Here is a 23,044-nt window from a genome sequence, read left to right on the forward strand (position 1 = left end):
GCCCCCAAGGGTGCAGCCTTGTCCGTCCTGCTTGCCGAAAGCCCTTTCCGCTCTACCGTCGGAACATGGCTGGAACCGGAGCAACCACCGATCCCTCACCCGCGTCCGCGTCGGCGCTCGCGCGCGCGGAGCGCTTCATCTGGCTGACCGCCCGGGTGCTCGAGCAGCGACGGTTCGCCTACCACTTCCTGGGCGGCAGCGCCGACGCCGTCGAAACGGCCCTCGCCGCCTACCTCAACGAGGACGGCGGCTACGGCCATGCCCTCGAACCCGATCTGCGCGGCCCGGTCAGCCAGCCGCTGCACACCGGACACGCCCTGCGCGTGCTCGATTCCATCGGCCGCTGCGGCGGTCTGCGGGTGGAGCGGATGTGCCGCTACCTGACGGAGGTGTCCACCCCGGACGGCGCGCTGCCGGCCGTCCACCCCTCCCAGCGCGCCTATCCTGCGGCTCCGTTTCTCCCGATCGTCGACAAGCCGCCGAGCGAGCTGCTCGCCACGGGGCCGGTGGTCGGTCTGCTGCACCGCAATCAGGTGTGGCACGCATGGCTGTTCCGGGCCACCGACTTCTGCTGGGCGGCGGTCGACGCGATCGAGAAGTCCCACCCGTACGAGGTCGAGGCGGCAATCGCCTTCCTGGACGGCGCACCGGACCGCCCGCGCGCCGAGAGGGCGGCCGACCGGCTCGGCCGGATCGTGCGCGAGCAGCGGCTGGTCGCGCTGGATCCGGAACGGCTTCACGACCAGCCCGTCGCGCCCGGGTACGCGCCCGGCGAGCACCATTTCGCGCACGACTACGCCCGCACGCCCGATTCGCTCGCCCGTCGCTGGTTCACGGACCAGGAGGTGAGCCGTTCCCTGGAGCACTTGGCGGGCGAGCAGAGCGAGGACGGAGGGTGGCCCATCTCGTGGCGCGAATGGGCTCCCGGCACCGCCCTGGAGACACGGCCGATCGTGACGATCGAGGCGCTGCTGACCCTGCGGGCGTACGGCCGCGCCATCGCATGATGCGGCTGTGCCGCGCGCGGCCCGGCGCTCCTGTCACCGTCCCTGTGGCGGGCGTCGCCCGACGCCCGCCACAGGGACGGCCACCAGGCGATGCCACGTCCGCCGGCCACCGGCCGGTCAGCTTCCCAGCGCCCGCGCCCCCGCCGTCACGGCCACCGCGGCCCCCACCACCACCACCACCAGGAAGGGTGCGCGCAGCAGCAGAGCGAGTGCCGCAGCCCCGACCCCCGCGGCCCGCGCGTCGAGCACGAGCGCGTGGCCCGTGCTGAAGGTCTGCTGCGCGGTCAGCGCGGCCAGCAGGGCGACGGGCAGCAGCGCGGCCAGCCGCTGCACGAGAGGCCGCTCGAGCGTGTCGGCCGGCACCAGCAGGCCGACGAGCTTCACGAGGTAGCAGCCGACCGCCGTCAGCGCGATCGCGATCCAGATGCTCAACGCTCCCCCCCTTTCCCCTGCACGCGCGTCGTCTCCGGCGCGCGCTTCGTCTTCTCCGTCGCTCCACGGATCGTTCGCCCCTTGAGCCACAGCACCGCGGGAGCGGCCAGCGCCGCGACCAGCACCGGCACTCCGGCGGGCAGCACCGGCAGGAACCCGAGCCCGAGTACCACCGCGAGCGCGGCCACGGCACGTTCGGTGGCGGTGCGCAGCATCGGCGCGAGCAGCGCGAGGAAGACCGCCGGACCCGCCGCGTCCAACCCCCAGGCGTCGGTGTCGCCGAGGGCTTCGGCGCCGAGGGCCCCGAGGAAAGTGGTCAGGTTCCACAGCACGTACAGGGTGAGGCCGGTGATGGTGAACCCGAGCCGCACGCTGCGCCGCGTGGGCTGGGCGAGAGCGACGGCCGTGGTCTCGTCGATGACCCAGTGCGCGGCGAGCGGCCGTACGAAGCGGGGCAGTGCGAGCAGCTGAGACAGCCGCAGCCCGTAGAAGGCGTTGCGTACGCCCAGGAAGAAGGCACCGGCCGCTGCCGCCAGCGGGTTTCCACCGGCCGCGATCGCGCCCACCAGCGCGAACTGCGACGCTCCGGTGAACACGAGCAGGCTGAGAGCGCAGGTCTGCAGAAGGGTCAGGCCGGATCCCGCCGAGGTCACGCCGAAGGCGAAGCCGGAGAGACCGACGGCGATGCCCACGCCGAGTGCGTCCCGCACGACGGCCGAGTCCGGCTTCGCCGCCGGGACCGCCTCTTCGGTCCCGGCCCCGGACGAGGCCGACCCGCTGACGGGCACCGGCACGCGCGCGGACGCCGGCCCGTTCGCAGGCACCGGCACGCGCGCGGACGCCGCGATAGCCGTGGACGACCCTCGGGGCGGAGCGACCGCCCCGGTGGATATGTCTGGTCGAGCTGTCTGTTCTGGCACGTCCCGGACGTTACGCAGGCCCGCTCCCCGCGGTCTTGTACGTTATTGCGCGCTCCTTGCGGTACGCCCCCGGCGGGACGCCGACGATCCGGGTGAAGTGGCGGTTCAGATGGGGCTGGTCGGTGAACCCGACGGCGACGGCCGCCTCCGCCGGTGACGTACCGGCGTCCAGGAGGTGCCGGGCGCGCCGCACGCGCGCGTCGGTGAGCCAGGTGTGCGGCGGCAGCCCGTAGGCGGCCTTGAAGGCGCGGAGCAGCGCGAAGGGGCTGACCCCGAGCTCCTGCGCCAGTTCTTCGAGAGACGGCGGCTGTGCCATCCGCTCCCCGAGGAGCTGCCTCGCGGCGGCCGCGGTGCGTGACCCTGCGGCAAGGGGCGTACGTGCGGGCAGTGAGCGCCCGTGGCGGTGCAGCAGCCTGGCAACGGTCAGGCGCAGGACGCTGTCGGCGGCGAGCGCGTTGCCCTCTTCCGCCGCCCGGTGCACCTCGTGCACCAGCCGGGCGGTGTCGGGGTCCTCGACGATCGTCTCGGCGAAACCGGCCGTCCCGCGCAGGGTCGTCGTCTCCTCGGCGATGCCGGCGACCAGCTTCAAGGACGGGTAGAGGGTGGAGTACACCCAGCCCTCCGGCACACCGGCCCTGGCGGAGTGCGGTACCTCGGGATTGATCATGACGACGGTTCCGGGTCTCGCCCGCACCGTCCCCTCCGGCAGGAAGACGTCCTCGATGCCGCGGCGGACCGCGCCGAAGACGAACCCCTCATGGATGTGGCGGGGGAAGGAGTGGCGCACATAGCGCGCCCGCAGCAGGTCGAGACCGGGGACTCCCGGGTATTGCCAGTGCCGTGCCCACTCGCCCTTCTTGTCCGGCGCCACGTCCTTCTCCATACGGCCATTCTGCGCCCGGCCCCGTACGGCGGGCCCGCCTGTCCATGTCCTGGACCCATGCCGCCACCCCGTCCATGTCCTGGACCCACTTCGCCACCCGTCCTCACCCATCCATGTCCTGGACTCCCGTTGTCAGTGGTCGGGTGCACGATGGTGGGCATGGCCAGGACTGCGCTCGACTCCTTCTCTCCCGCGACCCGAGGCTGGTTCACGGGGGCGTTCAGCGCGCCCACCGCCGCTCAGGAAGGGGCATGGCAGGCGATCGGCAAGGGCTCGGACGTACTCGTGGTGGCGCCGACGGGCTCGGGCAAGACGCTGGCCGCCTTCCTGGCCGCCCTGGACCGGCTGACGTCCACGCCGCCGCCCGCGGAGGCAAAGAAGCGCTGTCGCGTGTTGTACGTGTCGCCTTTGAAGGCCCTCGCCGTGGACGTGGAGCGCAACCTCCGCAGCCCTCTCACCGGTATCCGCCAGGAGTCGGTGCGGCTCGGGCTGGCCGAGCCGGAGGTGCGCGTCGGTATCCGCTCGGGTGACACCCCTCCCGTGGAGCGCCGGGCGTTGGTCACCAGGCCGCCGGACATTCTGATCACCACGCCCGAGTCGCTGTTCCTGATGCTCACCTCGGCCGCCCGGGACGCGCTGGCGGGGGTCCAGACCGTGATCCTGGACGAGGTGCACGCCGTCGCGGGCACGAAGCGTGGTGCCCACCTCGCGCTGTCCCTGGAGCGCCTCGACGAGCTGCTGCCCCGTCCGGCCCGCAGGATCGGCCTGTCGGCGACGGTGCGGCCGGTGGACGAAGTGGCCCGCTATCTCTCCCCGCAGCGCCGGGTGGAGATCGTCCAGCCGCCCTCGGGCAAGGAGTTCGACCTCTCGGTGGTCGTTCCGGTGGAGGACCTCGGTGAGCTCGGTGGCTCTCCGGCCTCCGACGCCGGCGACGGTGCCGCGGAGAAGCCCTCGATCTGGCCCCATGTCGAGGAGCGCATCACCGATCTCGTCCAGGCGCACCGTTCCACGATCGTCTTCGCCAACTCCCGCCGGCTGGCGGAGAGGCTGTGCAACCGCCTCAACGAGATTGCCTATGAGCGGGCCATGGGCGAGCCCATGCCCGGCGGCGCACCGCCGGCCGAGATCATGGCGCAGTCCGGGGCGGCTCAGGGCGCCCCACCGCTCCTCGCCCGCGCCCACCACGGCTCGGTCTCCAAGGAGCAGCGCGCCCTGGTGGAGGAGGACCTCAAAGCGGGCAGACTGCCCGCGGTCGTCGCCACCTCCAGCCTCGAGCTGGGCATCGACATGGGCGCGGTGGATCTGGTCGTCCAGGTCGAATCCCCGCCGTCCGTCGCCTCCGGTCTGCAGCGCGTGGGTCGCGCCGGCCACCAGGTGGGCGCGGTCTCCACGGGCGTGGTCTTCCCCAAGTACCGCGGCGATCTCGTGCAGGCGGCCGTGGTCACGGAGCGGATGCGCACGGGTTCCATCGAGGCGCTGCGCATCCCGTCGAACCCACTGGACGTGCTGGCGCAGCAGTTGGTCGCGATGGTCGCCCTGGACACCTGGCAGTTCGACGACCTGCTGGCGCTGGTGCGCCGTGCCGCGCCGTTCGCGTCTCTGCCCGAGTCCGCATTCACGGCCGTCCTGGACATGCTCGCCGGCCGTTATCCCTCGGACGCGTTCGCCGAGCTGCGGCCGCGAGTGGTCTGGGACCGGGTCGCCGGCACGGTCACCGGCCGCCCGGGCGCGCAGCGCCTGGCTGTCACGTCCGGCGGCACGATCCCGGACCGTGGTCTCTTCGGCGTCTTCCTCGCCGGGGCCGACCCGAAGAAGGGCGGCGGCCGGGTCGGTGAGCTCGACGAGGAAATGGTCTACGAATCCCGGGTGGGTGACGTCTTCACTCTGGGCACCACCTCCTGGCGGATCGAGGACATCACCCGGGACCGGGTGCTCGTCTCCCCCGCGCCGGGTGTGCCGGGCCGGCTCCCTTTCTGGAAGGGCGACCAGCTTGGCCGACCCCTTGAGCTGGGGCGCGCCGTCGGCGCCTTCCTGCGCGAGGTCGGCGGGCTCTCCCCCGAGGACGGCCGTCTGCGCCTGGTGGCCGCCGGTCTCGACGCCTGGGCCGCGGACAACGTACTGGCCTATCTCGACGAGCAGCGCCGCGCCTGCGGCCATGTGCCCGACGACCGGACGATCCTGGTGGAGCGGTTCCGCGACGAGCTGGGCGACTGGCGGGTGGTGATCCACTCCCCGTTCGGCGCCCAGGTGCACGCGCCGTGGGCGCTGGCGCTGGGCGCCCGCCTCGCCGAGCGCTACGGCATGGATGCCCAGGTCATGCACGCGGACGACGGCATCGTGCTGCGCCTGCCCGACGCGGATCTGATGGGCCTGGACCTGCTGGACCACGACCCGGTCCGTCCGGACACGTCGTTCGACAGCGAGCAGGCACCCGTCGGCGCGGGGGACGCCGTTTTCGACAAGGGTGAGATCAGTCAGATCGTCACCGAACAAGTGGGCGGCTCGGCGCTGTTCGCCTCCCGGTTCCGCGAGTGCGCCGCCCGCGCGCTGCTGTTGCCGCGCCGCTCACCGGGCAAGCGCACGCCGCTGTGGCAGCAGCGTCAGCGCGCGGCCCAACTGCTGCAGGTGGCGAGCGAGTTCGGCTCGTTCCCGATCGTCCTCGAGGCGGTCCGCGAGTGCCTGCAGGACGTCTTCGACGTCCCAGGGCTCACGGAGCTGATGGGCGACATCGAGTCGCGCCGGGTCCGCCTCGTGGAGGTCACCACCCCCGAGCCGTCGCCGTTCGCCCGCTCCCTGCTCTTCGGTTACGTCGCCCAGTTCCTGTACGAGGGGGACTCCCCTCTCGCCGAGCGGCGTGCCGCCGCCCTGTCGCTGGACTCACGTCTGCTGTCCGAGCTGCTGGGCCAGGCCGAGCTGCGGGAGCTGCTGGACGCGGACGTGCTCACGGAGCTGGAGCGGGAGCTGCAGTGGCTGACGGACGACCGGCGGATCAAGGACCCGGAGGGCGTGGCCGACCTGCTGCGTGTCCTGGGCCCCCTGACGGAAGCCGAGCTCGTCGAGCGCGGCGGCGATCCGGCCTGGCCGCAGGAGCTCGCCGCAGCGCGCCGCGCCATCCGCGTCCGCATCGCGGGGGCGGACCACTGGGCGGCGATCGAGGACGCCGGCCGACTGCGGGACGCCTTGGGAACGGCGCTGCCCGTGGGCGTCCCGGAGGCGTTCACCGAGCCGGTGAAGGACCCGTTCGGCGACCTCTTGGCCCGGTTCGCGCGTACACACGGCCCGTTCACCTCCGCACAGGCCGCCGCCCGCTTCGGGCTCGGCGCGGCGGTCACCGAGGGTGGCCTGCAGCGCCTCGCCGCGAGCGGCCGGGTCGTGCAGGGCGAGTTCCACCCCTCGGGCATCGGCCAGGAATGGTGCGACGCCGGTGTGCTGCGCCGGTTGCGCAGGCGTTCGCTGGCAGCACTGCGCCACGAGCTGGAGCCGGTGCCGCCCACCGCGCTGGCCACCTTCCTCCCCCAGTGGCAGCACCTGGGCAGCAACAGTCTGCGCGGCATCGACGGCCTCGCCCGCGCCGTCGAACAACTCCAGGGCGCCGCGGTGCCCGCCTCCGCCCTCGAGAAGCTGATCCTCCCGCCCCGCGTCGCCCACTACAGCAGCACCCTTCTGGACGAACTGACCACCACCGGCGAGGTCCTGTGGGCAGGTGCCGGCGCCCTGCCCGGCAAGGACGGCTGGGTCTCCCTCTATCTGGCCGACGCCGCGCCTCTGCTGCTGCCCCAGCCCCATCCGCTGGAGCTGACGGCGCTGCACGAGTCGGTGCTCACCACCCTCTCCGGTGGTTACGGCCTGTTCTTCCGCCAGATCGCCGACCAGGTGCGGACCACCACGCATCCCGACGCCACCGATCCCGCACTGGCCGATGCCATCTGGGATCTCGCCTGGTCCGGTCGGCTCACCAACGACACCCTGGCACCTCTGCGCGCCCTCCTCGGCTCCGGCCGTACGTCGGGATCCACCGCCCACCGCGCCAGGCGCACCGTCCCCCGCGGCCGCTACGGAAGCCTGACCGCTGCTGCTCGCACCGCCTCCCGTACGGGCCCTCCGACGGTGAGCGGCCGCTGGTCCCTGCTCCCGCCCGCCGAGCCCGAGCCGACGCACCGGGCTCATGCGCTTGCCCGCACCCTGCTGGACCGCCACGGTGTGGTGACGCGAGGCGCGGTGGCGGCCGAGGGGGTCGAGGGCGGCTTCTCCGCCACGTACCGCATCCTGTCGGCCTTCGAGGACACGGGACAGGCACGCCGTGGCTATGTCGTCGAGGGGCTGGGCGCTGCCCAGTTCGCGATGGACGGCGCGGTCGACCGCCTTCGCGCGGCCTCCACGGCGCGGGACCGGGCAGAAGGGCAGGCCGAACCGCGCGCGGTGGTGCTTGCCGCAGCCGACCCGGCCAACGCCTATGGGGCCGCGCTGCCCTGGCCCGAGCCGCCGGAGGGCGCGGGTCACAAGCCGGGCCGCAAGGCAGGCTCGCTGGTGGTCCTCGTCGATGGCGAGTTGGCCCTTTACATGGAGAGGGGCGGCAAGACGCTGCTGGCATGGGCCACCGACCCGGAATCGCCCGCCCTGCGCGCGGCGGCCGGCGCCCTGGCCACCGCCGCGCGCGAAGGCGCCCTCGGCACCGTGACCGTGGAGCGGGTCAACGGCACCCCTGCCCTGACCGCTCCGCCGGGCCGCGCCCTGGAGACCGCCGGCTTCCACGCCACGCCGAGGGGGCTGCGTCTGCGCCCGTGACCCGGGCGCCACCACGGGCGCCGCCGGTCACGCATCATGGATGACATGCCCGAAGGAGACACCGTCTGGCTGACCGCCCACCGCCTGCACGAGGCGCTGGCGGGCCGGGTCCTGACCCGGTCAGATCTCCGTGTGCCGCGCTTCGCCACGGCAGATCTCACCGGCCGGACCGTGCTGGACGTGACGCCACGCGGCAAGCATCTGCTCACGCGCTTCGAGGGCGGGCTGACCCTGCACACGCATCTGCGGATGGACGGCTCCTGGCGCGTGTACAACACCGGGGAGCGCTGGCGTGGAGGCCCCAACCACCAGATCCGCGCGATCCTGGGCAACGCTGCCCACACCGCCGTCGGCTACCGCCTCCCCGTCGTCGAGCTGCTCCGCACCGCCGACGAGGAGCAGGCCGTCGGCCACCTCGGCCCCGATGTCCTCGGCCCCGACTGGGACCCCGCCAAGGCAGTCGCGAATCTGCTCGCCGACCCGGCCCGTCCGCTCGGCGAAGCTCTCCTCGACCAGCGGAACCTCGCCGGAATCGGCAACGTCTACAAGTCGGAGCTGGCCTTCCTGGCCCGTGTCACGCCCTGGCTGCCGGTCGGCGACCTGCCCGAGGGCACCCCGGAGCGGCTCGTGGCCACCGCGCGGCGGCTCCTCGAGGAGAACAAGCGGCGCTTCGACCGGCGCACCATGACCGGCGGCCGCGACCCCTCGCAGAAGCTGTATGTCTACGGGCGCGAAGGCCGCCCCTGCCCGCGCTGCGGCGCACGCCTCCACAAGGCCGACCAGGGCGACCAGGGCGACCAGGGCGACGGGAGCCGGGAACGGCCGACCTACTGGTGTCCACGCTGCCAGAGCGGTCCCACCGCCTGACCACCGGTGCGCATCGACGCACCAACAACCCTCGATGCACAAACAGTTCTCGACCGGCGAACAGACGCACAGCAGTTGACGGCCCGTCAGATGGGGTCGTACGGTCCCGTCATGGCCCTCACCGCGTACGACCTCACCGGCCGGAGCGCGTTCGTGACCGGAGCGGGCAACGGAATAGGCCGCGCCTCCGCCCTCCTGCTCGCCGAGGCAGGAGCCGTCGTGCACTGCGCCGACCGGGACGAGAAGGGCCTTCAGGAGACACGCACCCTGATCGACGCCGCCGCAGGAACGGCAGTCACCCACACCCTCGACGTCACCGACCGCCCCGCGCTCGCGGCGGCCGTCGACGAGGCGGACCGCCTCGACATCCTGGCCGCCGTCGCAGGGGTCATGCACACGAGCCCGGTCCTCGAGACGAAGACCGAAGACCTGGACCGCGTACTCGCCGTGAATTTCAAGGGCGTTCTGTTCGCCTGCCAGGCAGCGGCCCCTGCCATGATCGCCTCGGGCGGCGGCTCCATCATCACCATGGCCTCCGGCGCCGTCGACGCGGCCAACGCAGGTCTGCTCTGCTACAGCGCGTCGAAGGCCGCGGTGATCCAGCTGACCAGGACGCTCGCGACCGAACTCGGACCGCACGGGATCCGGGTGAACGCCGTTGCCCCCGGCTGGGTCCGCACGCCGATGACGGCCCGTCATAACGCGGAGCTCCAGCACCGCGCGGAGAGCACGATGGCACGGATGTCACCGCTGCGCCGCGTCGGCGAGCCCGAGGACATCGCCCACACCGTCCTTCATCTGGCGTCCGACGCCTCGTCCTTCACGACGGGTCAGATATTCCGCCCGAACGGCGGCGCAACAATGCCCTGGTAGTAGCCCTGCGGGCTGCCGTCGCATGCACGGGAAGCAGGCTCAGGCCCCAACCGCCGGCCGCCACCGTCCCCTCGACGATCCCCGCGTGCTCCGGTATCAGGGCCAGCCGCAGAACGGCCCACCACCACACCGCGCCCAGAACGAGTCCGAACACGACAAGAGGCACGAGGACCGCCCCGCGTACCGCCATGGCTGCCTCCTCCGGCCCACGCTAGTGCGACGCGCGAGGCCGCGGGGAGGGCGCGCGGTTGGCCGAACCGGCGCGTGAAGGCACCAGTTGTGCGCTCGGTGTCATGCGCTCTCGGCCTGGAACATCCACGCGTGCTTCTCGAGGTCCGCCGTCAGCTGGATCAGGATGTCCTGGCTCACCGGATCCGGTTCGTCGGTCGCCTCGATGCGCTCCCGCATCCTCGCGATGACGGCACCCAAGGCGTCCACCATCGTCCGCACCACGTCGACGTCCTTGATCCACCCCTCCGGCACCGACCCGATCGCGCTCTGCGCCGCCACCGACGCGGCGCGTCCGTCGGGGCTCACGCCAATCGCGGAGCAGCGCTCGGCAACGGTGTCGGAGTGCTGCCGCGCCGTGTCGACGACCTCGTCAAGTTGGAGATGAACGGACCTGAAGCGGGGGCCGACGACGTTCCAGTGCACCTGCTTGGCCACCAGGCCGAGGTCCACCAGCTCGACCAGCGCACCCTTCAGGGCGTCGCCGACCGTCTTGAGGTCGGCATCGGACAGAGAGCTCTTCACGACAGACATGCACGTCCTCCACTCGGTTCGCCGACTACCGTCCACCATGGCAACAACCACCGAAAAGGGCCATTCGGGGACGGTAAGGCGTCGGGGCACGCAAAACCCCGACCAGTACTCGGGTACCAGCCGGGGCCCAGTGCAAACCAAGCCGTGCGGGATCGTGCAGGGCCTGTGGCTCAGGCGGCGACGACGTCGACCGCTTCCGCAGGCGCCTTGATCGTCACCCGCTCCGTCGGCACACCTGCCACCGACGTCACGGAGACGGAGCCCAGCATCGGGCGTACCGGCACGGGTACCTCGCCGGCGGCTGCCGACTCGGCCAGTTCGGCCAGCGACAGCTCGTCGCTCACCTCACGCATGAGCTCGGACATCCGTACGTCAAGCGCGTCGCAGATCGCGGAAAGCAGCTCGGAGGACGCCTCCTTCTGCCCCCGCTCCACCTCGGAGAGATAGCCGAGCGAAACTCGGGCGGACGAGGAGACTTCGCGCAGAGTACGGCCCTGGCGCTGGCGCTGCCGACGCAGCACGTCACCAAGCAGGCGACGGAGCAGAATCATCGGTGGCTCCCTCCTCGGACCGCGTAGCCGCATCCTTCACGCCCCACCGTACCGCCTTGCGCCGCGGCCGTGCGGGGAGCGATGTCGTGTTCACTCAGGGCTGCAAACATCAATTCCCCCCGTTCTGTTCCGTATCCTGTGCCCGCGCGTTCTCGTGCAGTTCCTCACGGAGCAGCTCCAGCACGCTCCGTACACTCTCTCTACGGATTTCCCCGCGGTCGCCGTTCAACCTCAAAGCGGCTACTTTCCCTGTGCCCCCCGGCCCCGCGACCGCCACGAAAACCGTCCCGACGGGTTGTCCGTCCTGCGCGTCCGGCCCCGCGACCCCAGTGGTGGCGACGCCCCAGTCGGCGCCCATCAGGTCCCGCACACCTGCCGCCATCTGGGACGCGACCCGCGGATCGACCGCACCGCGCTCCGCCAGAAGGGTCGCGTCGACGCCGAGAACATCCCTCTTGAGGGTGGTCGCGTAGGCCGTCACGGACCCCCGGAAGGATTTTGACGCCCCGGGTACGGACGTGAGCTCCGCGGCCACCAGGCCGCCCGTGAGGGACTCCGCGACGGCCAGCGTCCGGCCACGCTCCGCAAGCAGCGCGAGGACCTTCGCCGCGTCCGTCACTTCGACGTGCCCTCCGCGGTCCGCTCCGCCGCCAGTCCCTTGCGCCTCAGCACGATCGCCTGCCGCACGTAGTCGAGGCCGGTGACGACCGTCAGGACCACGGCGAGCGCCATCACCCAGAAGCGCAGAGTCGCCAGCGGACCGGTCAGCGCGAGCACGTACATGCCGACCGCCGTGCCCTGCGCGAGCGTCTTCATCTTCCCGCCGCGGCTGGCCGGAATCACCGCGTGCCGGATGACCCAGAACCGCATCAGGGTGATGCCGAGCTCCCGGAACAGGATCACCCCCGTCACCCACCACGGAAGATCACCGAGCGCCGAGAGACAGATCAGTCCGGCCGCCATGATCGCCTTGTCGGCGATCGGATCCGCGATCTTCCCGAAGTCGGTGACCAGGTTGTACGTCCGGGCCAGATGCCCGTCGAAGATGTCGGTGATCATGGCGACGGCGAACGCCGCCCACGCCCACGCCCGCCATGCCGGGTCGTAGCCGCCGTCCTGCAGCAGCAGCACGACGAACGCCGGCACCAGCACGAGCCGCACCATGGTCAGAATGTTCGCGATGTTCCACAGGCTGGCCTGATTGACGGCCGCAGCGCCCAGCTTGCCGCCGGGCGCCGGCCTTCCGGTGCCGCCCGCCGCGGATGCGGGCACTCCGGTCATCTGCCCGCCTCCTCGTCAGGGATCCGGGAGCCGACCCCCAGGATCTCGCTGGACGCCGCCACCAGGTCGACACCCTCCGTGCCGACAACCTTCGCCACGACCATACGGCCGGGCTCGAGACCCTCGCCCGAGGTGAAGACGACCTGGCCGTCGGTCTCGGGCGCCTGGTGGGCGGCCCGGCCCACGGCGCCGTCCTCGTCGTCGACGGACTCCACGAGCACCTCGAGCGTCTCGCCGAGGCGCTCCTCGGCCCGCTGCGCGGTGAGTTCGTCGGCGATCCGTGACAGGTGCTCGAGCCGCTCCGCGATGATGTCGGCGTCCAGCTTGTCCTCGTAGCCGACGGCCTCCGTGCCCTCCTCGTCGCTGTACCCGAAAACGCCGATGGCATCGAGGCGCGCCGCCGAGAGGAAGCGTTCCAGCTCGGCGAAGTCCGACTCGCTCTCGCCGGGGAACCCGACGATGAAGTTGGACCGCACACCGGCCTGGGGGGCCTTGCCGCGGATGGTATCCAGCAGTTCCAGGAACCGCTCGGTGTCACCGAAGCGCCGCATCGCCCGCAGCACACCGGGCGCGGAGTGCTGGAACGACAGATCGAAGTACGGGGCGACCTTCGGAGTCGAGGTGAGAACGTCGATCAGTCCGGGACGCATCTCGGCGGGCTGCAGATAGCTGACGCGCACCCGCTCGATGCCGTCGACCGCCGCCAGGTCGGGCAGCAGGGTCTCCAGCAGGCGGATGTCGCCGAGGTCCTTGCCGTACGAGGTGTTGTTCTCGGAGACCAGCATGATCTCCTTGACGCCCTGCTCGGCCAGCCAGCGCGTCTCGCCGAGCACGTCGCCGGGGCGGCGCGAGATGAAGGAGCCGCGGAACGACGGGATGGCGCAGAAGGTGCAGCGCCGGTCGCAGCCGGAGGCGAGCTTCACCGAGGCCACGGGGCTGGTGCCGAGGCGGCGGCGCAGCGGCGCGCGCGGCCCGGACACCGGGGCGACACCCTCCGGCAGGTCCTCGGGCGCCGGGGCGACATCGCCGTGCCCTGGCAGGGCCACCTCGGTGGCCCCCTGCCGCTCGACGGGGCTCAGCGGCAGCAGCTTGCGCCGGTCACGCGGGGTGTGGGCGGCGTGGACACCACCGCTGAGAATGGTCTGCAGACGGTCGGAGATGTCGGCGTAGTCGTCGAAACCAAGCACCCCGTCGGCCTCGGGCAGCGCCTCCGCAAGATCCCTGCCGTACCGCTCGGCCATGCAGCCCACGGCCACGACGGCCTGGGTTCTGCCGTGATCTTTGAGATCGTTGGCTTCCAGCAGGGCGTCGACTGAGTCCTTCTTGGCGGCCTCGACGAATCCGCAAGTGTTGACCACGGCGACGTCGGCGTCGGAGGCGTCCTCGACGAGCTCCCAGCCGTCCGCTGCCAAGCGGCCTGCAAGCTCCTCCGAGTCCACCTCGTTACGGGCGCATCCGAGAGTGACAAGGGCGACGGTACGGCGTTCGGGCATGGGCTCAAGACTACTTTGTCCCGGCCCACACCCCCGCCCCGAGGGTCGGGGCCCTCTCGTCACACGTGTCGCACGGGTGCTGTCAGCCGACCTCCGGGTCGCCCTTCGTGTAGGAGAGCCGCTCGACGCCGCCCATCTGGAATTCGTCCTGGACCTTCTTGCCGTTCACGAAGAGCTCGATCGCCCCGGCGTTCCCGAGGATCAGGTCGACGCGCTCGTCGTCCTGGAAGGTCTTGGTCTCGCCCTTGAGCAGCAGCCCGTCGAAGAGCAGCTTGCCGTTGTGCGACTTGGCGGAGATCCAGCTCTTGTCGCTGGTGGCGGAGAGCTTCACCGTGACCTTGTCCTTCGGCAGTGCCGCGATGGCACTGTCGGACGGGTCGGGCTTGGGGTCGGCGGGCTTGGTGGTCGGCGTGGTGGGCTTCTTCGTCTCGGACGGGGCATCCTCGGCGACGGTGTTGCCGCTGCCCTCGCTCTCGCCGTCGCTGAACAGCGTGAAGCCGGCGAAGCCGACCACGGCGACGATCGCGGCGACCATGGCCGCGGTCCAGTTGGGGCGGCGCCGCTCGGGACGGATGCGCTCGGCCTCGAACAGCGGCGCGGCAGGCGTCGGCTCCGGGCGGCCGCCGTGCTCGGAGTCGTACTGCGCGATCAACGGGTCGGGGTCGAGTCCGACGGCGCGGGCGAGCATACGGATGTGCCCGCGGGCGTACACATCACCGCCGGAGCGGGAGAAGTCGTCCTCCTCGATCGCGTGCACGATGGGGATGCGCACCCGCGTGGAGGTACTGACCTCGTCAACGCTGAGGCCTGCGCCGACACGCGCCTGCTGGAGCACGTGACCGATCGAAGGCCGGTCGTCTTCGACGGAAGGCCGGTCGTCTTCGGGGGAGTTGCCGATGGACACGGGGGTGCCTTTCGAGCGTGTAACCACCTGCTGGAGGTTCAGTCTATGGGTGGTACGAAAGGGTGGGGCAAGCGGGCGGTGAAGCTTTGTACGCCATCGGAATGGACGGCCGATCCCGGGGTCGGGGACATCTGTACATCCCTTCCTCCAACTTGACGTATAACCATGGGAAACGGTTGCTCACCGAACCCTTACGAGTGAGTCTCTCCCCGGATCACGGCGAGCACTCCATCCAGTTCGTCGGGTTTCACAAGAACGTCACGGGCCTTCGACCCCTCGCTGGGGCCGACGATGTTCCGCGACTCCATGAGGTCCATCAGCCGGCCCGCCTTCGCGAAGCCGACCCGCAGCTTCCGCTGCAGCATCGACGTCGAGCCGAACTGCGTGGAAACGACCAGTTCGGCAGCCTGGCAGAGCAGATCGAGGTCATCGCCGATGTCCTCGTCGATCTCCTTCTTCTGCTTCGTGCCGACGACCACGTCGTCCCTGAAGACGGGAGTCATCTGGTCCTTGCAGTGCTGGACGACGGCCGCGACCTCGTCCTCCGTCACGAAGGCGCCCTGCATGCGGGTGGGCTTGTTGGCGCCCATCGGGAGGAAGAGCCCGTCGCCCTTGCCGATCAGCTTCTCCGCGCCCGGCTGGTCGAGGATGACCCGGCTGTCGGCGAGGGAGGAGGTGGCGAAGGCGAGCCGTGACGGCACGTTCGCCTTGATCAGGCCCGTGACGACGTCGACGGAAGGCCGCTGAGTCGCCAATACCAGATGGATGCCCGCCGCGCGCGCCAGCTGCGTGATGCGGACGATCGCGTCCTCGACGTCGCGCGGCGCGACCATCATGAGGTCCGCGAGCTCGTCGACGATGACCAGCAGATACGGATAAGGCTGGAGCTCGCGCTCGCTGCCCTCCGGCGACTTGACCTTGCCCTGGCGCACGGCCTGGTTGAAGTCGTCGATGTGCCGGTAGCCGTACGCGGCCAGGTCGTCATACCTCAGGTCCATCTCGCGCACCACCCACTGCAGCGCCTCGGCGGCCCGTTTGGGGTTGGTGATGATGGGGGTGATCAGGTGCGGGATGCCCTCGTAGGCGGTGAGCTCGACCCTCTTGGGGTCGACGAGCACCATCCGCACGTCCTCCGGCGTCGCTCTTATCATCACGGACGTGATCAGGCAGTTGATGCACGACGACTTGCCGGAACCGGTGGCGCCCGCGACCAGGACGTGCGGCATCTTCGCCAGGTTGGCCATCACATAGCCGCCCTCGACGTCCTTGCCGAGCGCCACGAGCATCGGGTGGTCGTCCTCGGCGGCGTCGGCGAGGCGCAGGACGTCGCCGAGGTTGACCATCTCGCGGTCGGTGTTGGGGATCTCGATGCCGACTGCGGACTTGCCGGGGATCGGGGAGATGATCCGCACGTCGGGGCTGGCGACCGCGTAAGCGATGTTCTTGGTCAGGGCCGTGATGCGCTCGACCTTCACGGCAGGGCCGAGCTCCACCTCGTAGCGGGTGACCGTCGGGCCGCGGGTGAAGCCGGTGACGGCGGCGTCGACCTTGAACTCCATGAAGACGTTGGTCAGTGAAGCGACGATCGCGTCGTTGGCGGCGCTGCGCGTCTTGCCCGGGCCGCCGCGCTCGAGCAGGTCGAGCGAGGGCAGCGCGTACGTGATGTCGCCGGACAGCTGGAGCTGCTCGGCGCGCGGCGGAAGAGGTTCGGACTTCTCGGGCGCCGGCTTGGTCAGGTCGGGCACGGCCCCCTTCGGCGCAGGGTCCTTCGCCGAAGAGGCCTTCGGCCCGGGAGCCTTCGGCTCACCGCGGTCGGCGTCCTCCGGCTCCCGGGCGGTCGGCACGGGCGTGGCGGCGCGCTGCCGCTCGGCCGTGACGTCACGGGTGAGGTCCGCGACGAGCGGCGAGGGAGGCATGCCGTTCAGTACGGCTCCGTCGAGGGCGGCGGCGGCCGCCGCCGCGACGTCCACGGCGTCCATCTCGCGTCCGAGGGCCGGCTGCGCCGAGGGCCGGCGTGGGCGTCGGCGCCGGGAGAGCGCCTCTTCCTCCGCGGCGCCCGGGTCGTGGCCGACGGGCATCTCGCCGCGGCGTGAGGAGCGGCGGGGTCGGGCGGGCAGCGCCTCGCGCCACTGCTCGTCGTACCGCTCGTCGTCCTCACCGACCTCGCCCCGCGGCCCGGCAGGCGGGTCGACGATGCCGAGTTTGGAACCGAGCAGCCGCAGGCGCTGCGGGATGGCGTTGACGGGCGTGGCGGTCACGACGAGCAACCCGAAGACGGTGAGCAGTACCAGCAGCGGGACGGCGAGCACCTCGCCCATCATGAAGATCAGCGGCTTGGACGCTCCCCAGCCGATCAGGCCGCCCGCGTCCTGGATCGCCTCCGCGCCCTCGCCGCGGCCGGGCGATCCGCATGCGATGTGGACCTGGCCGAGCACGCCGATGACCAGTGCGGAAAGACCGATCACGATACGGCCATTGGCCTCGGGCCGCTCCGGGTAGAGGATCAGCCGCACGGCGATCGCGCCCAGCAGGAGCGGCGCGAGCAGATCGAGCCGGCCGAACGCGCCGGTGATCAGCATCTCGACGAGACTGCCGACGGGACCCTGGAGGTTCGACCAGGTGCCCGCCGCGATGATCAGTGCGAGGCCGAGCAGCAGCAGCGCCAAGCCGTCCTTGCGGTGCGCCGGGTCGAGCCCCTTGGCGCCACGCCCTATGCCGCGGAACATCGCGCCGATGGTGTGTGCGAATCCCAGCCAGACGGCGCGCACAAGGCGGTACACGCCCCCGGTGGGGGACGGTGCGGGCTTCGGCGCAGCCGCCTTCTTGACCGCCGCCTTCTTCGCGGGAGCCTTTTTTGCGGGCACGGTCTTCTTGGGGGACCCGGCCTTCTTGGCGGGCGCCGCCTTCTTCGCGACACCGGTCGTACGGCCGGCGCGCGGCTTCGCGGTGCCCGCCGTGCCCTGGGAACCCTTGCCGGACGTACGTGAGGCCATGGTGGTGAGGTTACCGGTGTCGACCGCTGCTCACACGTGTGCCCACCGCTTCACCCGTACGTGTCGCGACTTATGAGGCGGCAAACTGACGCCCCCTCAAGCCGCGGCAGCGGCCGTCAACTCTGCGACGGGAGGGCGGCCGACCCTCCGCCCGTGCCGGGCTCCAGCGCGTCAAGCGCCCTGCGCAGCCCGGTGAGTTTGCGCTCCAGGTGGGCGGCGGTGGCCACCGCCGCCGCGTCCGCCGAGTCGTCGTCGAGCTGCTTGGAGAGCGCCTCCGCCTGCTCCTCTACCGCGGCGAGCCGCGCGGACAGCTCCGCGAGGAGCCCGGCGGGCTCCCGGCCGGCTCCGGCGTCGGCCTGTGCCCCGCCCTCGAGCTGGAGGCGCAGCAGCGCCGCCTGCTCACGCAGTTGGCAGTTCTTCATGTAGAGCTCGACGAAGACGGAGACCTTCGCACGGAGCACCCACGGGTCGAACGGCTTGGAGATGTAGTCCACGGCGCCCGCCGCGTAACCGCGGAAGGTGTGGTGGGGTCCATGATTGATCGCGGTGAGGAAGATGATCGGGATGTCCCTGGTCCGCTCCCGCCGCTTGATGTGCGCGGCGGTCTCGAAACCGTCCATTCCCGGCATCTGGACGTCCAGCAGAATGACCGCGAAGTCATCCGTCAGCAGCGCCTTGAGCGCTTCCTCCCCTGACGATGCCCGCACCAGTGTCTGATCGAGCGCGGAGAGGATGGCCTCCAGCGCAAGCAGATTCTCCGGCCGGTCATCGACCAGGAGGATCTTGGCCTTCTGCACCATGCCCCGTCCTCCTCGCCCCGGCATGGGGTCTCTCCGGCTCGAAGAGCCGGAGGACGCACCGGGCGCCGCCCCAGGGGACGACTCCCTTGCGCCGCCCGTCCTTGTGCCGGTCATGGTAGCCGCACCCCGCCCGTCGCCACACCCTGTCACCGCGATGTCACTGTGCACGTACCGCAAACGCGGGGGGAGACCGGATAGTTCCCCGAATCCTCCGGCCTCACACGCGATCATCCACACCCGATCAGCGACCCGCGCAAAATCGCACCCCGGCAGTCACTCCCCGCGCATCCACTGCTGCATCACCGTCAACAGATGGTCGGGATCGACCGGCTTGGTCACATAGTCGGAAGCGCCCGACTCGATGGCCTTCTCCCGGTCGCCCTTCATGGCCTTCGCGGTGAGCGCGATGATCGGCAACCCCGCGAACTGCGGCATCCTGCGGATCGCCGTCGTCGTCGCGTACCCGTCCATCTCCGGCATCATGATGTCCATCAGTACGACAGTCACATCGTCATGCTGCTCGAGCACTTCGATGCCCTCCCGGCCGTTCTCCGCGTAGAGCACAGACAGCCCGTGCTGCTCCAACACGCTGGTGAGCGCGAAGACATTGCGGATGTCGTCATCGACGATCAGGACCTTCTCACCGTCGAAGGTGAACACCCGCCGCTGCTCCGGCCCCTCCTGCTCGCCGGCGATCTGTGCCCACGGCTCCCGGCCCGGCACCTGACCCGGCTGCCCGGCAGTCCGCTGGGGCTCCACGGCCGCCTGCGCCTTGCGCCGCCGCCGCAGCAGGGCCGCGGGCCCCGCGGCCGCGCGCGGAGCCGGAGCCGGAGCGGACCGAACGCTCGTCTGCTCGCCGCCCTCCTCCGCGGCGCCCTCAGCGCCCCGGCTGTCCGTGATCCCCGGGCTCAGCTGCGGATAGCCCTGCGGCGGAAGCTCGGCGGGGTGGAGCGGCAGATACAGGGTGAAGGTCGAGCCGCGGCCGGGCTCGCTCGCCGCATGGATCTCGCCTCCCAGCAGCCGTGCGATCTCCCGGCTGATCGACAGGCCGAGACCCGTACCGCCGTACTTCCGGCTGGTCGTACCGTCCGCCTGCTTGAACGCTTCGAAGATCACCCGCATCTTGCCGGCCGCGATCCCGATGCCCGTGTCCGTGACCGAGAAGGCGATCAGATCCCCGTCCGCGTCCGTCAGCGACCCGGCCTCCAGCAACTGCTCCCGGATCGACTGCGGCACGTCCGCGCCCGCCGGCCGGATGACCAGCTCGACAGCCCCGCTGTCGGTGAACTTCACCGCGTTCGACAGGAGGTTGCGCAGCACCTGCAACAGCCGCTGCTCGTCTGTGTGCAGGGTGGCGGGCAGCTCCGGCGAGACGCGGACCGAGAAGTCGAGCCCCTTCTCCGCCGTCAGCGGCCGGAAGGTCGCCTCGACGTAGTCCACCAGCTGCACCAGCGCGATACGGGTCGGACTGACGTCCATCTTGCCCGCCTCGACCTTCGACAGGTCGAGGATGTCGTTGATCAGCTGCAGCAGGTCGGACCCGGCGCCGTGGATGGTCTCGGCGAACTCCACCTGCTTCGGCGAGAGATTGGCGTCCGCGTTGTCCGCGAGCAACTTCGCGAGAATCAGCAGCGAGTTGAGCGGCGTGCGCAGTTCGTGCGACATGTTCGCCAGGAACTCCGACTTGTAGCGCATCGAGACCGCGAGCTGTTCCGCCCGCTCCTCCAGCACCTGCCGGGCCTCCTCGATCTCGGTGTTCTTCACCTCGATGTCGCGGTTCTGCTGCGCCAGCAGCTCGGCCTTCTCCTCCAACTCGGCGTTGGACTCCTGCAGCGCCTTCTGCCGGTTCTCGAGCTCGGCGGAACGCTCGCGCAGCTGCTCGGTCAGCTCCTGCGACTGCTTGAGCAGCACCTCGGTCTTCGTGTTGACGCTGATCGTGTTGACGCTCGTCGCGATCATCTCGGCGATCTGGTTGAGGAAGTCCCGCTGGATCTGGGTGAACGGCTGGAACGACGCCAGCTCGATCACACCGAGGACCTTCCCCTCGAACAGCACCGGCAGCACGATCACATACGCCGGGGAGGCCTCGCCCAGACCGGAGGAGATCCGCAGATAGCCAGGCGGCACATTGACCTGGATGGTCCGCTTCTCCTCCGCCGCCGTCCCGATCAGGGTCTCCCCCGGCCGGAACGATGTCGGCATCAGCCCGGCGGAGTAGCCGTAACTGCCGCGCATCACCAGCTCGTACGACTCCCCGCCCGCCGACGCGTCCGATCGGCTGCTCGTCGGCATCGCGAGGAAGAAGGCGCCGTGCTGCGCGGACACGACCGGCGTGAGCTCGCTCATGATCAGCGACGCGACGTCCTCGAGGTCACGACGGCCCTGCATCAGACCCGAGATACGGGCCAGATTGCCCTTGAGCCAGTCCTGTTCCTCGTTGGCGAGCGTGGTGTCGCGGAGGTTCGCGATCATCGTGTTGATGTTGTCCTGGAGGACCTGGATCTCGCCGGCCGCGTCCACATCGATCTTGAGGTTCAGATCACCGCGGGTCACCGCTGTCGCGACGGCCGCGATGGCGCGCACCTGACGGGTCAGGTTCCCGGCCATCTCGTTCACCGACTCGGTCAGGTCGCGCCAGGTGCCGTCGACGTCCCGCACCCGTGCCTGACCGCCCAACTGCCCGTCGGTGCCCACCTCGCGGGCGACCCTGGTGACCTCCTCCGCGAACGAGGAGAGCTGGTCGACCATGGTGTTGATGGTGGTCTTCAGCTCGAGGATCTCGCCGCGCGCGTCGATGTCGATCTTCCGGGTGAGATCACCCTTGGCGATCGCGGTCGTGACGGTGGCGATCTGACGCACCTGCCCCGTCAGGTTGGAAGCCATCGAGTTCACGGACTCCGTGAGGTCCTTCCACGTGCCGGAGACCCCGGGCACACGCGCCTGGCCGCCGAGGCGGCCGTCCGTGCCCACCTCGCGGGCCACACGGGTCACCTCGTCCGCGAACGACGACAGCGTCCGCACCATCGTGTTGACGGTGTCGGCGAGCTCGGCGACCTCGCCGCGCGCCTCCACCGTCACCTTCTTCGTCAGGTCGCCGTTGGCGACCGCCGCGGAGACACGGGAGATGTTGCGCACCTGACTGGTCAGGTTGTTGGCCATCAGGTTGACGTTGTCGCTGAGGTCCTTCCAGATGCCGGTGACGCCGCGCACCCGCGCCTGGCCGCCCAGCACACCTTCCGTGCCCACCTCGCGGGCCACACGGGTCACCTCGTCCGCGAAGTCCGAGAGCTGGTCGACCATCGTGTTGACGGTCGTCACCAGCTCGAGGATCTCACCCTTGGCGTCGACGGTGATCTTCTTCGACAGGTCGCCCTTGGCGACCGCCGTCGTCACCTCGGCGATGTTGCGCACCTGGCTGGTGAGGTTGTTGGCCATGAAATTGACGGACTGGGTGAGGTCCTTCCAGGTGCCGGAGACGCCCTGCACCTCGGCCTGGCCACCGAGGATGCCCTCCGTGCCCACCTCGCGGGCCACCCTGGTGACCTGCTCCGCGAAGTTCGAGAGCTGGTCGACCATGGTGTTGAGCGTGTTCTTCAGCTCGAGGATCTCGCCGCGCGCGTCCACGTCGATCTTCTGCGACAGGTCACCACGAGCCACCGCCGTGGCCACCTGTGCGATGTTGCGGACCTGCGCCGTGAGGTTCCCGGCCATACCGTTCACGGAGTCCGTCAGATCACGCCACACGCCCGCCACACCGGGCACCTGCGCCTGACCGCCGAGGCGGCCGTCGGTGCCCACCTCGCGAGCCACTCTGGTGACCTGCTCCGCGAAGGCGGACAGCTGGTCGACCATGGTGTTGATGGTGTTCTTCAGCTCGAGGATCTCGCCGCGCGCGTCCACGTCGATCTTCTGCGACAGGTCACCACGAGCCACCGCCGTCGTCACCTGCGCGATCTGACGCACCTGCGACGTCAGATTGCCGGCCATGAAGTTGACGGAGTCCGTCAGTTCCTTCCACGTACCGCTGACGCCGTCGACCCGCGCCTGGCCGCCGAGGCGGCCCTCTGTGCCCACGTCCCGCGCCATGCGCGTGACCTGGTCGGCGAACGAGGACAGCTGCGCCACCATCGTGTTGACGGTGTTCTTCAGCTCCAGCATCTCGCCGGCCACATCGACGGTGACCTTCTGCGACAGATCACCGTTGGCGACCGCCGTCGTCACCTGCGCGATGTCACGCACCTGGCCGGTGAGGTTCCGGAACGCGGTGTTCACCGAATCGGTGAGGTCCTTCCACGTACCCGCCGCACCCGGCACCTCGGCCTGACCGCCGAGGCGGCCCTCGACGCCGACCTCGCGGGCCACGCGCGTCACTTCGGAACCGAAAGACTGGAGTTGGTCCACCATCGTGTTGACGGTGTTCTTCAGCTCCAGCATCTCGCCGGCCACATCGACGGTGACCTTCTGCGACAGATCACCGTTGGCGACCGCCGTCG

Annotated in this window: 17 protein-coding genes; 4 read left to right on the forward strand and 13 right to left on the reverse strand. The window is 70.5% G+C overall.

Translation table 11 applies throughout. The features are described from left to right. Nucleotides 1-65 precede the first annotated feature (65 nt). Nucleotides 66-1,007 (forward strand): hypothetical protein, encoded by a 942-nt coding sequence (locus tag ACZ4SA_RS12765; protein WP_468273098.1) that lies wholly within the window; start codon nucleotides 66-68, stop codon nucleotides 1,005-1,007. Nucleotides 1,008-1,124: 117 nt separating this feature from the next. On the opposite strand, the gene ACZ4SA_RS12770 is transcribed toward ACZ4SA_RS12765, so the two are convergent. From ACZ4SA_RS12770 to ACZ4SA_RS12780, 3 genes are all read right to left on the reverse strand, one after another. Next, nucleotides 1,125-1,439, reverse strand: a complete 315-nt coding sequence (locus ACZ4SA_RS12770; protein ID WP_468273101.1) for an AzlD domain-containing protein — start codon at nucleotides 1,437-1,439, stop codon at nucleotides 1,125-1,127. Continuing rightward, complete coding sequence (locus ACZ4SA_RS12775) at nucleotides 1,436-2,227, reverse strand: AzlC family ABC transporter permease (RefSeq protein WP_468273162.1); 792 nt, start codon at nucleotides 2,225-2,227, stop codon at nucleotides 1,436-1,438. The genes ACZ4SA_RS12770 and ACZ4SA_RS12775 overlap by 4 nt, the downstream gene beginning before the upstream one ends. Nucleotides 2,228-2,369: 142 nt before the next feature. Next, on the reverse strand, nucleotides 2,370-3,242 hold the full coding sequence (locus ACZ4SA_RS12780) for a helix-turn-helix transcriptional regulator (protein WP_468273103.1): 873 nt from the start codon (nucleotides 3,240-3,242) through the stop codon (nucleotides 2,370-2,372). 159 nt (nucleotides 3,243-3,401) lie between these two features. On the opposite strand from ACZ4SA_RS12780, the gene ACZ4SA_RS12785 reads away from it, so the two are divergent. The 3 genes from ACZ4SA_RS12785 to ACZ4SA_RS12795 all read left to right on the forward strand — a co-directional run bounded on the left by ACZ4SA_RS12785 (nucleotide 3,402) and on the right by ACZ4SA_RS12795 (nucleotide 9,767). Beyond that, on the forward strand, nucleotides 3,402-8,027 hold the full coding sequence (locus ACZ4SA_RS12785; RefSeq protein WP_468273106.1) for an ATP-dependent helicase: 4,626 nt from the start codon (nucleotides 3,402-3,404) through the stop codon (nucleotides 8,025-8,027). Nucleotides 8,028-8,072: 45 nt separating this feature from the next. Beyond that, nucleotides 8,073-8,894 carry an Fpg/Nei family DNA glycosylase gene (locus ACZ4SA_RS12790; RefSeq protein WP_468273108.1) on the forward strand — a complete coding sequence of 274 codons (822 nt, stop codon included), beginning with the start codon at nucleotides 8,073-8,075 and terminating at the stop codon, nucleotides 8,892-8,894. Between the two features lie 111 nt (nucleotides 8,895-9,005). Beyond that, on the forward strand, nucleotides 9,006-9,767 hold the full coding sequence (locus ACZ4SA_RS12795; protein ID WP_468273111.1) for an SDR family NAD(P)-dependent oxidoreductase: 762 nt from the start codon (nucleotides 9,006-9,008) through the stop codon (nucleotides 9,765-9,767). Here ACZ4SA_RS12795 and ACZ4SA_RS12800 read toward each other — a convergent pair. From ACZ4SA_RS12800 to ACZ4SA_RS12845, 10 genes are all read right to left on the reverse strand, one after another. Next, the gene (locus tag ACZ4SA_RS12800) at nucleotides 9,715-9,957 is read right to left on the reverse strand and encodes a hypothetical protein (RefSeq protein WP_468273113.1); all 243 of its coding nucleotides are present in this window, start codon (nucleotides 9,955-9,957) and stop codon (nucleotides 9,715-9,717) included. The two genes, ACZ4SA_RS12795 and ACZ4SA_RS12800, sit on opposite strands and share 53 nt — an antisense overlap. Nucleotides 9,958-10,058: 101 nt before the next feature. Continuing rightward, the gene (locus ACZ4SA_RS12805) at nucleotides 10,059-10,529 is read right to left on the reverse strand and encodes a Dps family protein (RefSeq protein WP_468273115.1); all 471 of its coding nucleotides are present in this window, start codon (nucleotides 10,527-10,529) and stop codon (nucleotides 10,059-10,061) included. A 170-nt stretch (nucleotides 10,530-10,699) separates the two neighbouring features. Then, nucleotides 10,700-11,080 carry a helix-turn-helix domain-containing protein gene (locus tag ACZ4SA_RS12810; protein WP_468273118.1) on the reverse strand — a complete coding sequence of 127 codons (381 nt, stop codon included), beginning with the start codon at nucleotides 11,078-11,080 and terminating at the stop codon, nucleotides 10,700-10,702. A gap of 109 nt (nucleotides 11,081-11,189) precedes the next feature. Beyond that, nucleotides 11,190-11,699, reverse strand: a complete 510-nt coding sequence (locus ACZ4SA_RS12815; protein ID WP_468273121.1) for a CinA family protein — start codon at nucleotides 11,697-11,699, stop codon at nucleotides 11,190-11,192. Further along, entirely contained in the window at nucleotides 11,696-12,361 is a 666-nt protein-coding gene (pgsA, locus tag ACZ4SA_RS12820) for a CDP-diacylglycerol--glycerol-3-phosphate 3-phosphatidyltransferase (RefSeq protein WP_468273123.1), read from the reverse strand. The genes ACZ4SA_RS12815 and pgsA overlap by 4 nt, the downstream gene beginning before the upstream one ends. Next, the gene (rimO, locus tag ACZ4SA_RS12825) at nucleotides 12,358-13,854 is read right to left on the reverse strand and encodes a 30S ribosomal protein S12 methylthiotransferase RimO (RefSeq protein ID WP_468273124.1); all 1,497 of its coding nucleotides are present in this window, start codon (nucleotides 13,852-13,854) and stop codon (nucleotides 12,358-12,360) included. The genes pgsA and rimO overlap by 4 nt, the downstream gene beginning before the upstream one ends. 82 nt (nucleotides 13,855-13,936) lie before the next feature. Continuing rightward, on the reverse strand, nucleotides 13,937-14,758 hold the full coding sequence (locus ACZ4SA_RS12830) for a helix-turn-helix domain-containing protein (protein WP_468273127.1): 822 nt from the start codon (nucleotides 14,756-14,758) through the stop codon (nucleotides 13,937-13,939). Between the two features lie 191 nt (nucleotides 14,759-14,949). Further along, nucleotides 14,950-17,751: a DNA translocase FtsK gene (locus tag ACZ4SA_RS12835; protein ID WP_468273129.1), complete on the reverse strand. Its 2,802-nt coding sequence runs from the start codon at nucleotides 17,749-17,751 to the stop codon at nucleotides 14,950-14,952. 116 nt (nucleotides 17,752-17,867) lie between these two features. After that, nucleotides 17,868-18,551: a response regulator gene (locus ACZ4SA_RS12840; protein ID WP_468273132.1), complete on the reverse strand. Its 684-nt coding sequence runs from the start codon at nucleotides 18,549-18,551 to the stop codon at nucleotides 17,868-17,870. Between the two features lie 273 nt (nucleotides 18,552-18,824). Then, the coding region (locus ACZ4SA_RS12845; protein ID WP_468273134.1) for a hybrid sensor histidine kinase/response regulator at nucleotides 18,825-23,044 on the reverse strand (4,220 nt) is incomplete at its 5' end.

It is taken from the genome of Streptomyces sp. NPDC027962 (genome assembly GCF_055566095.1).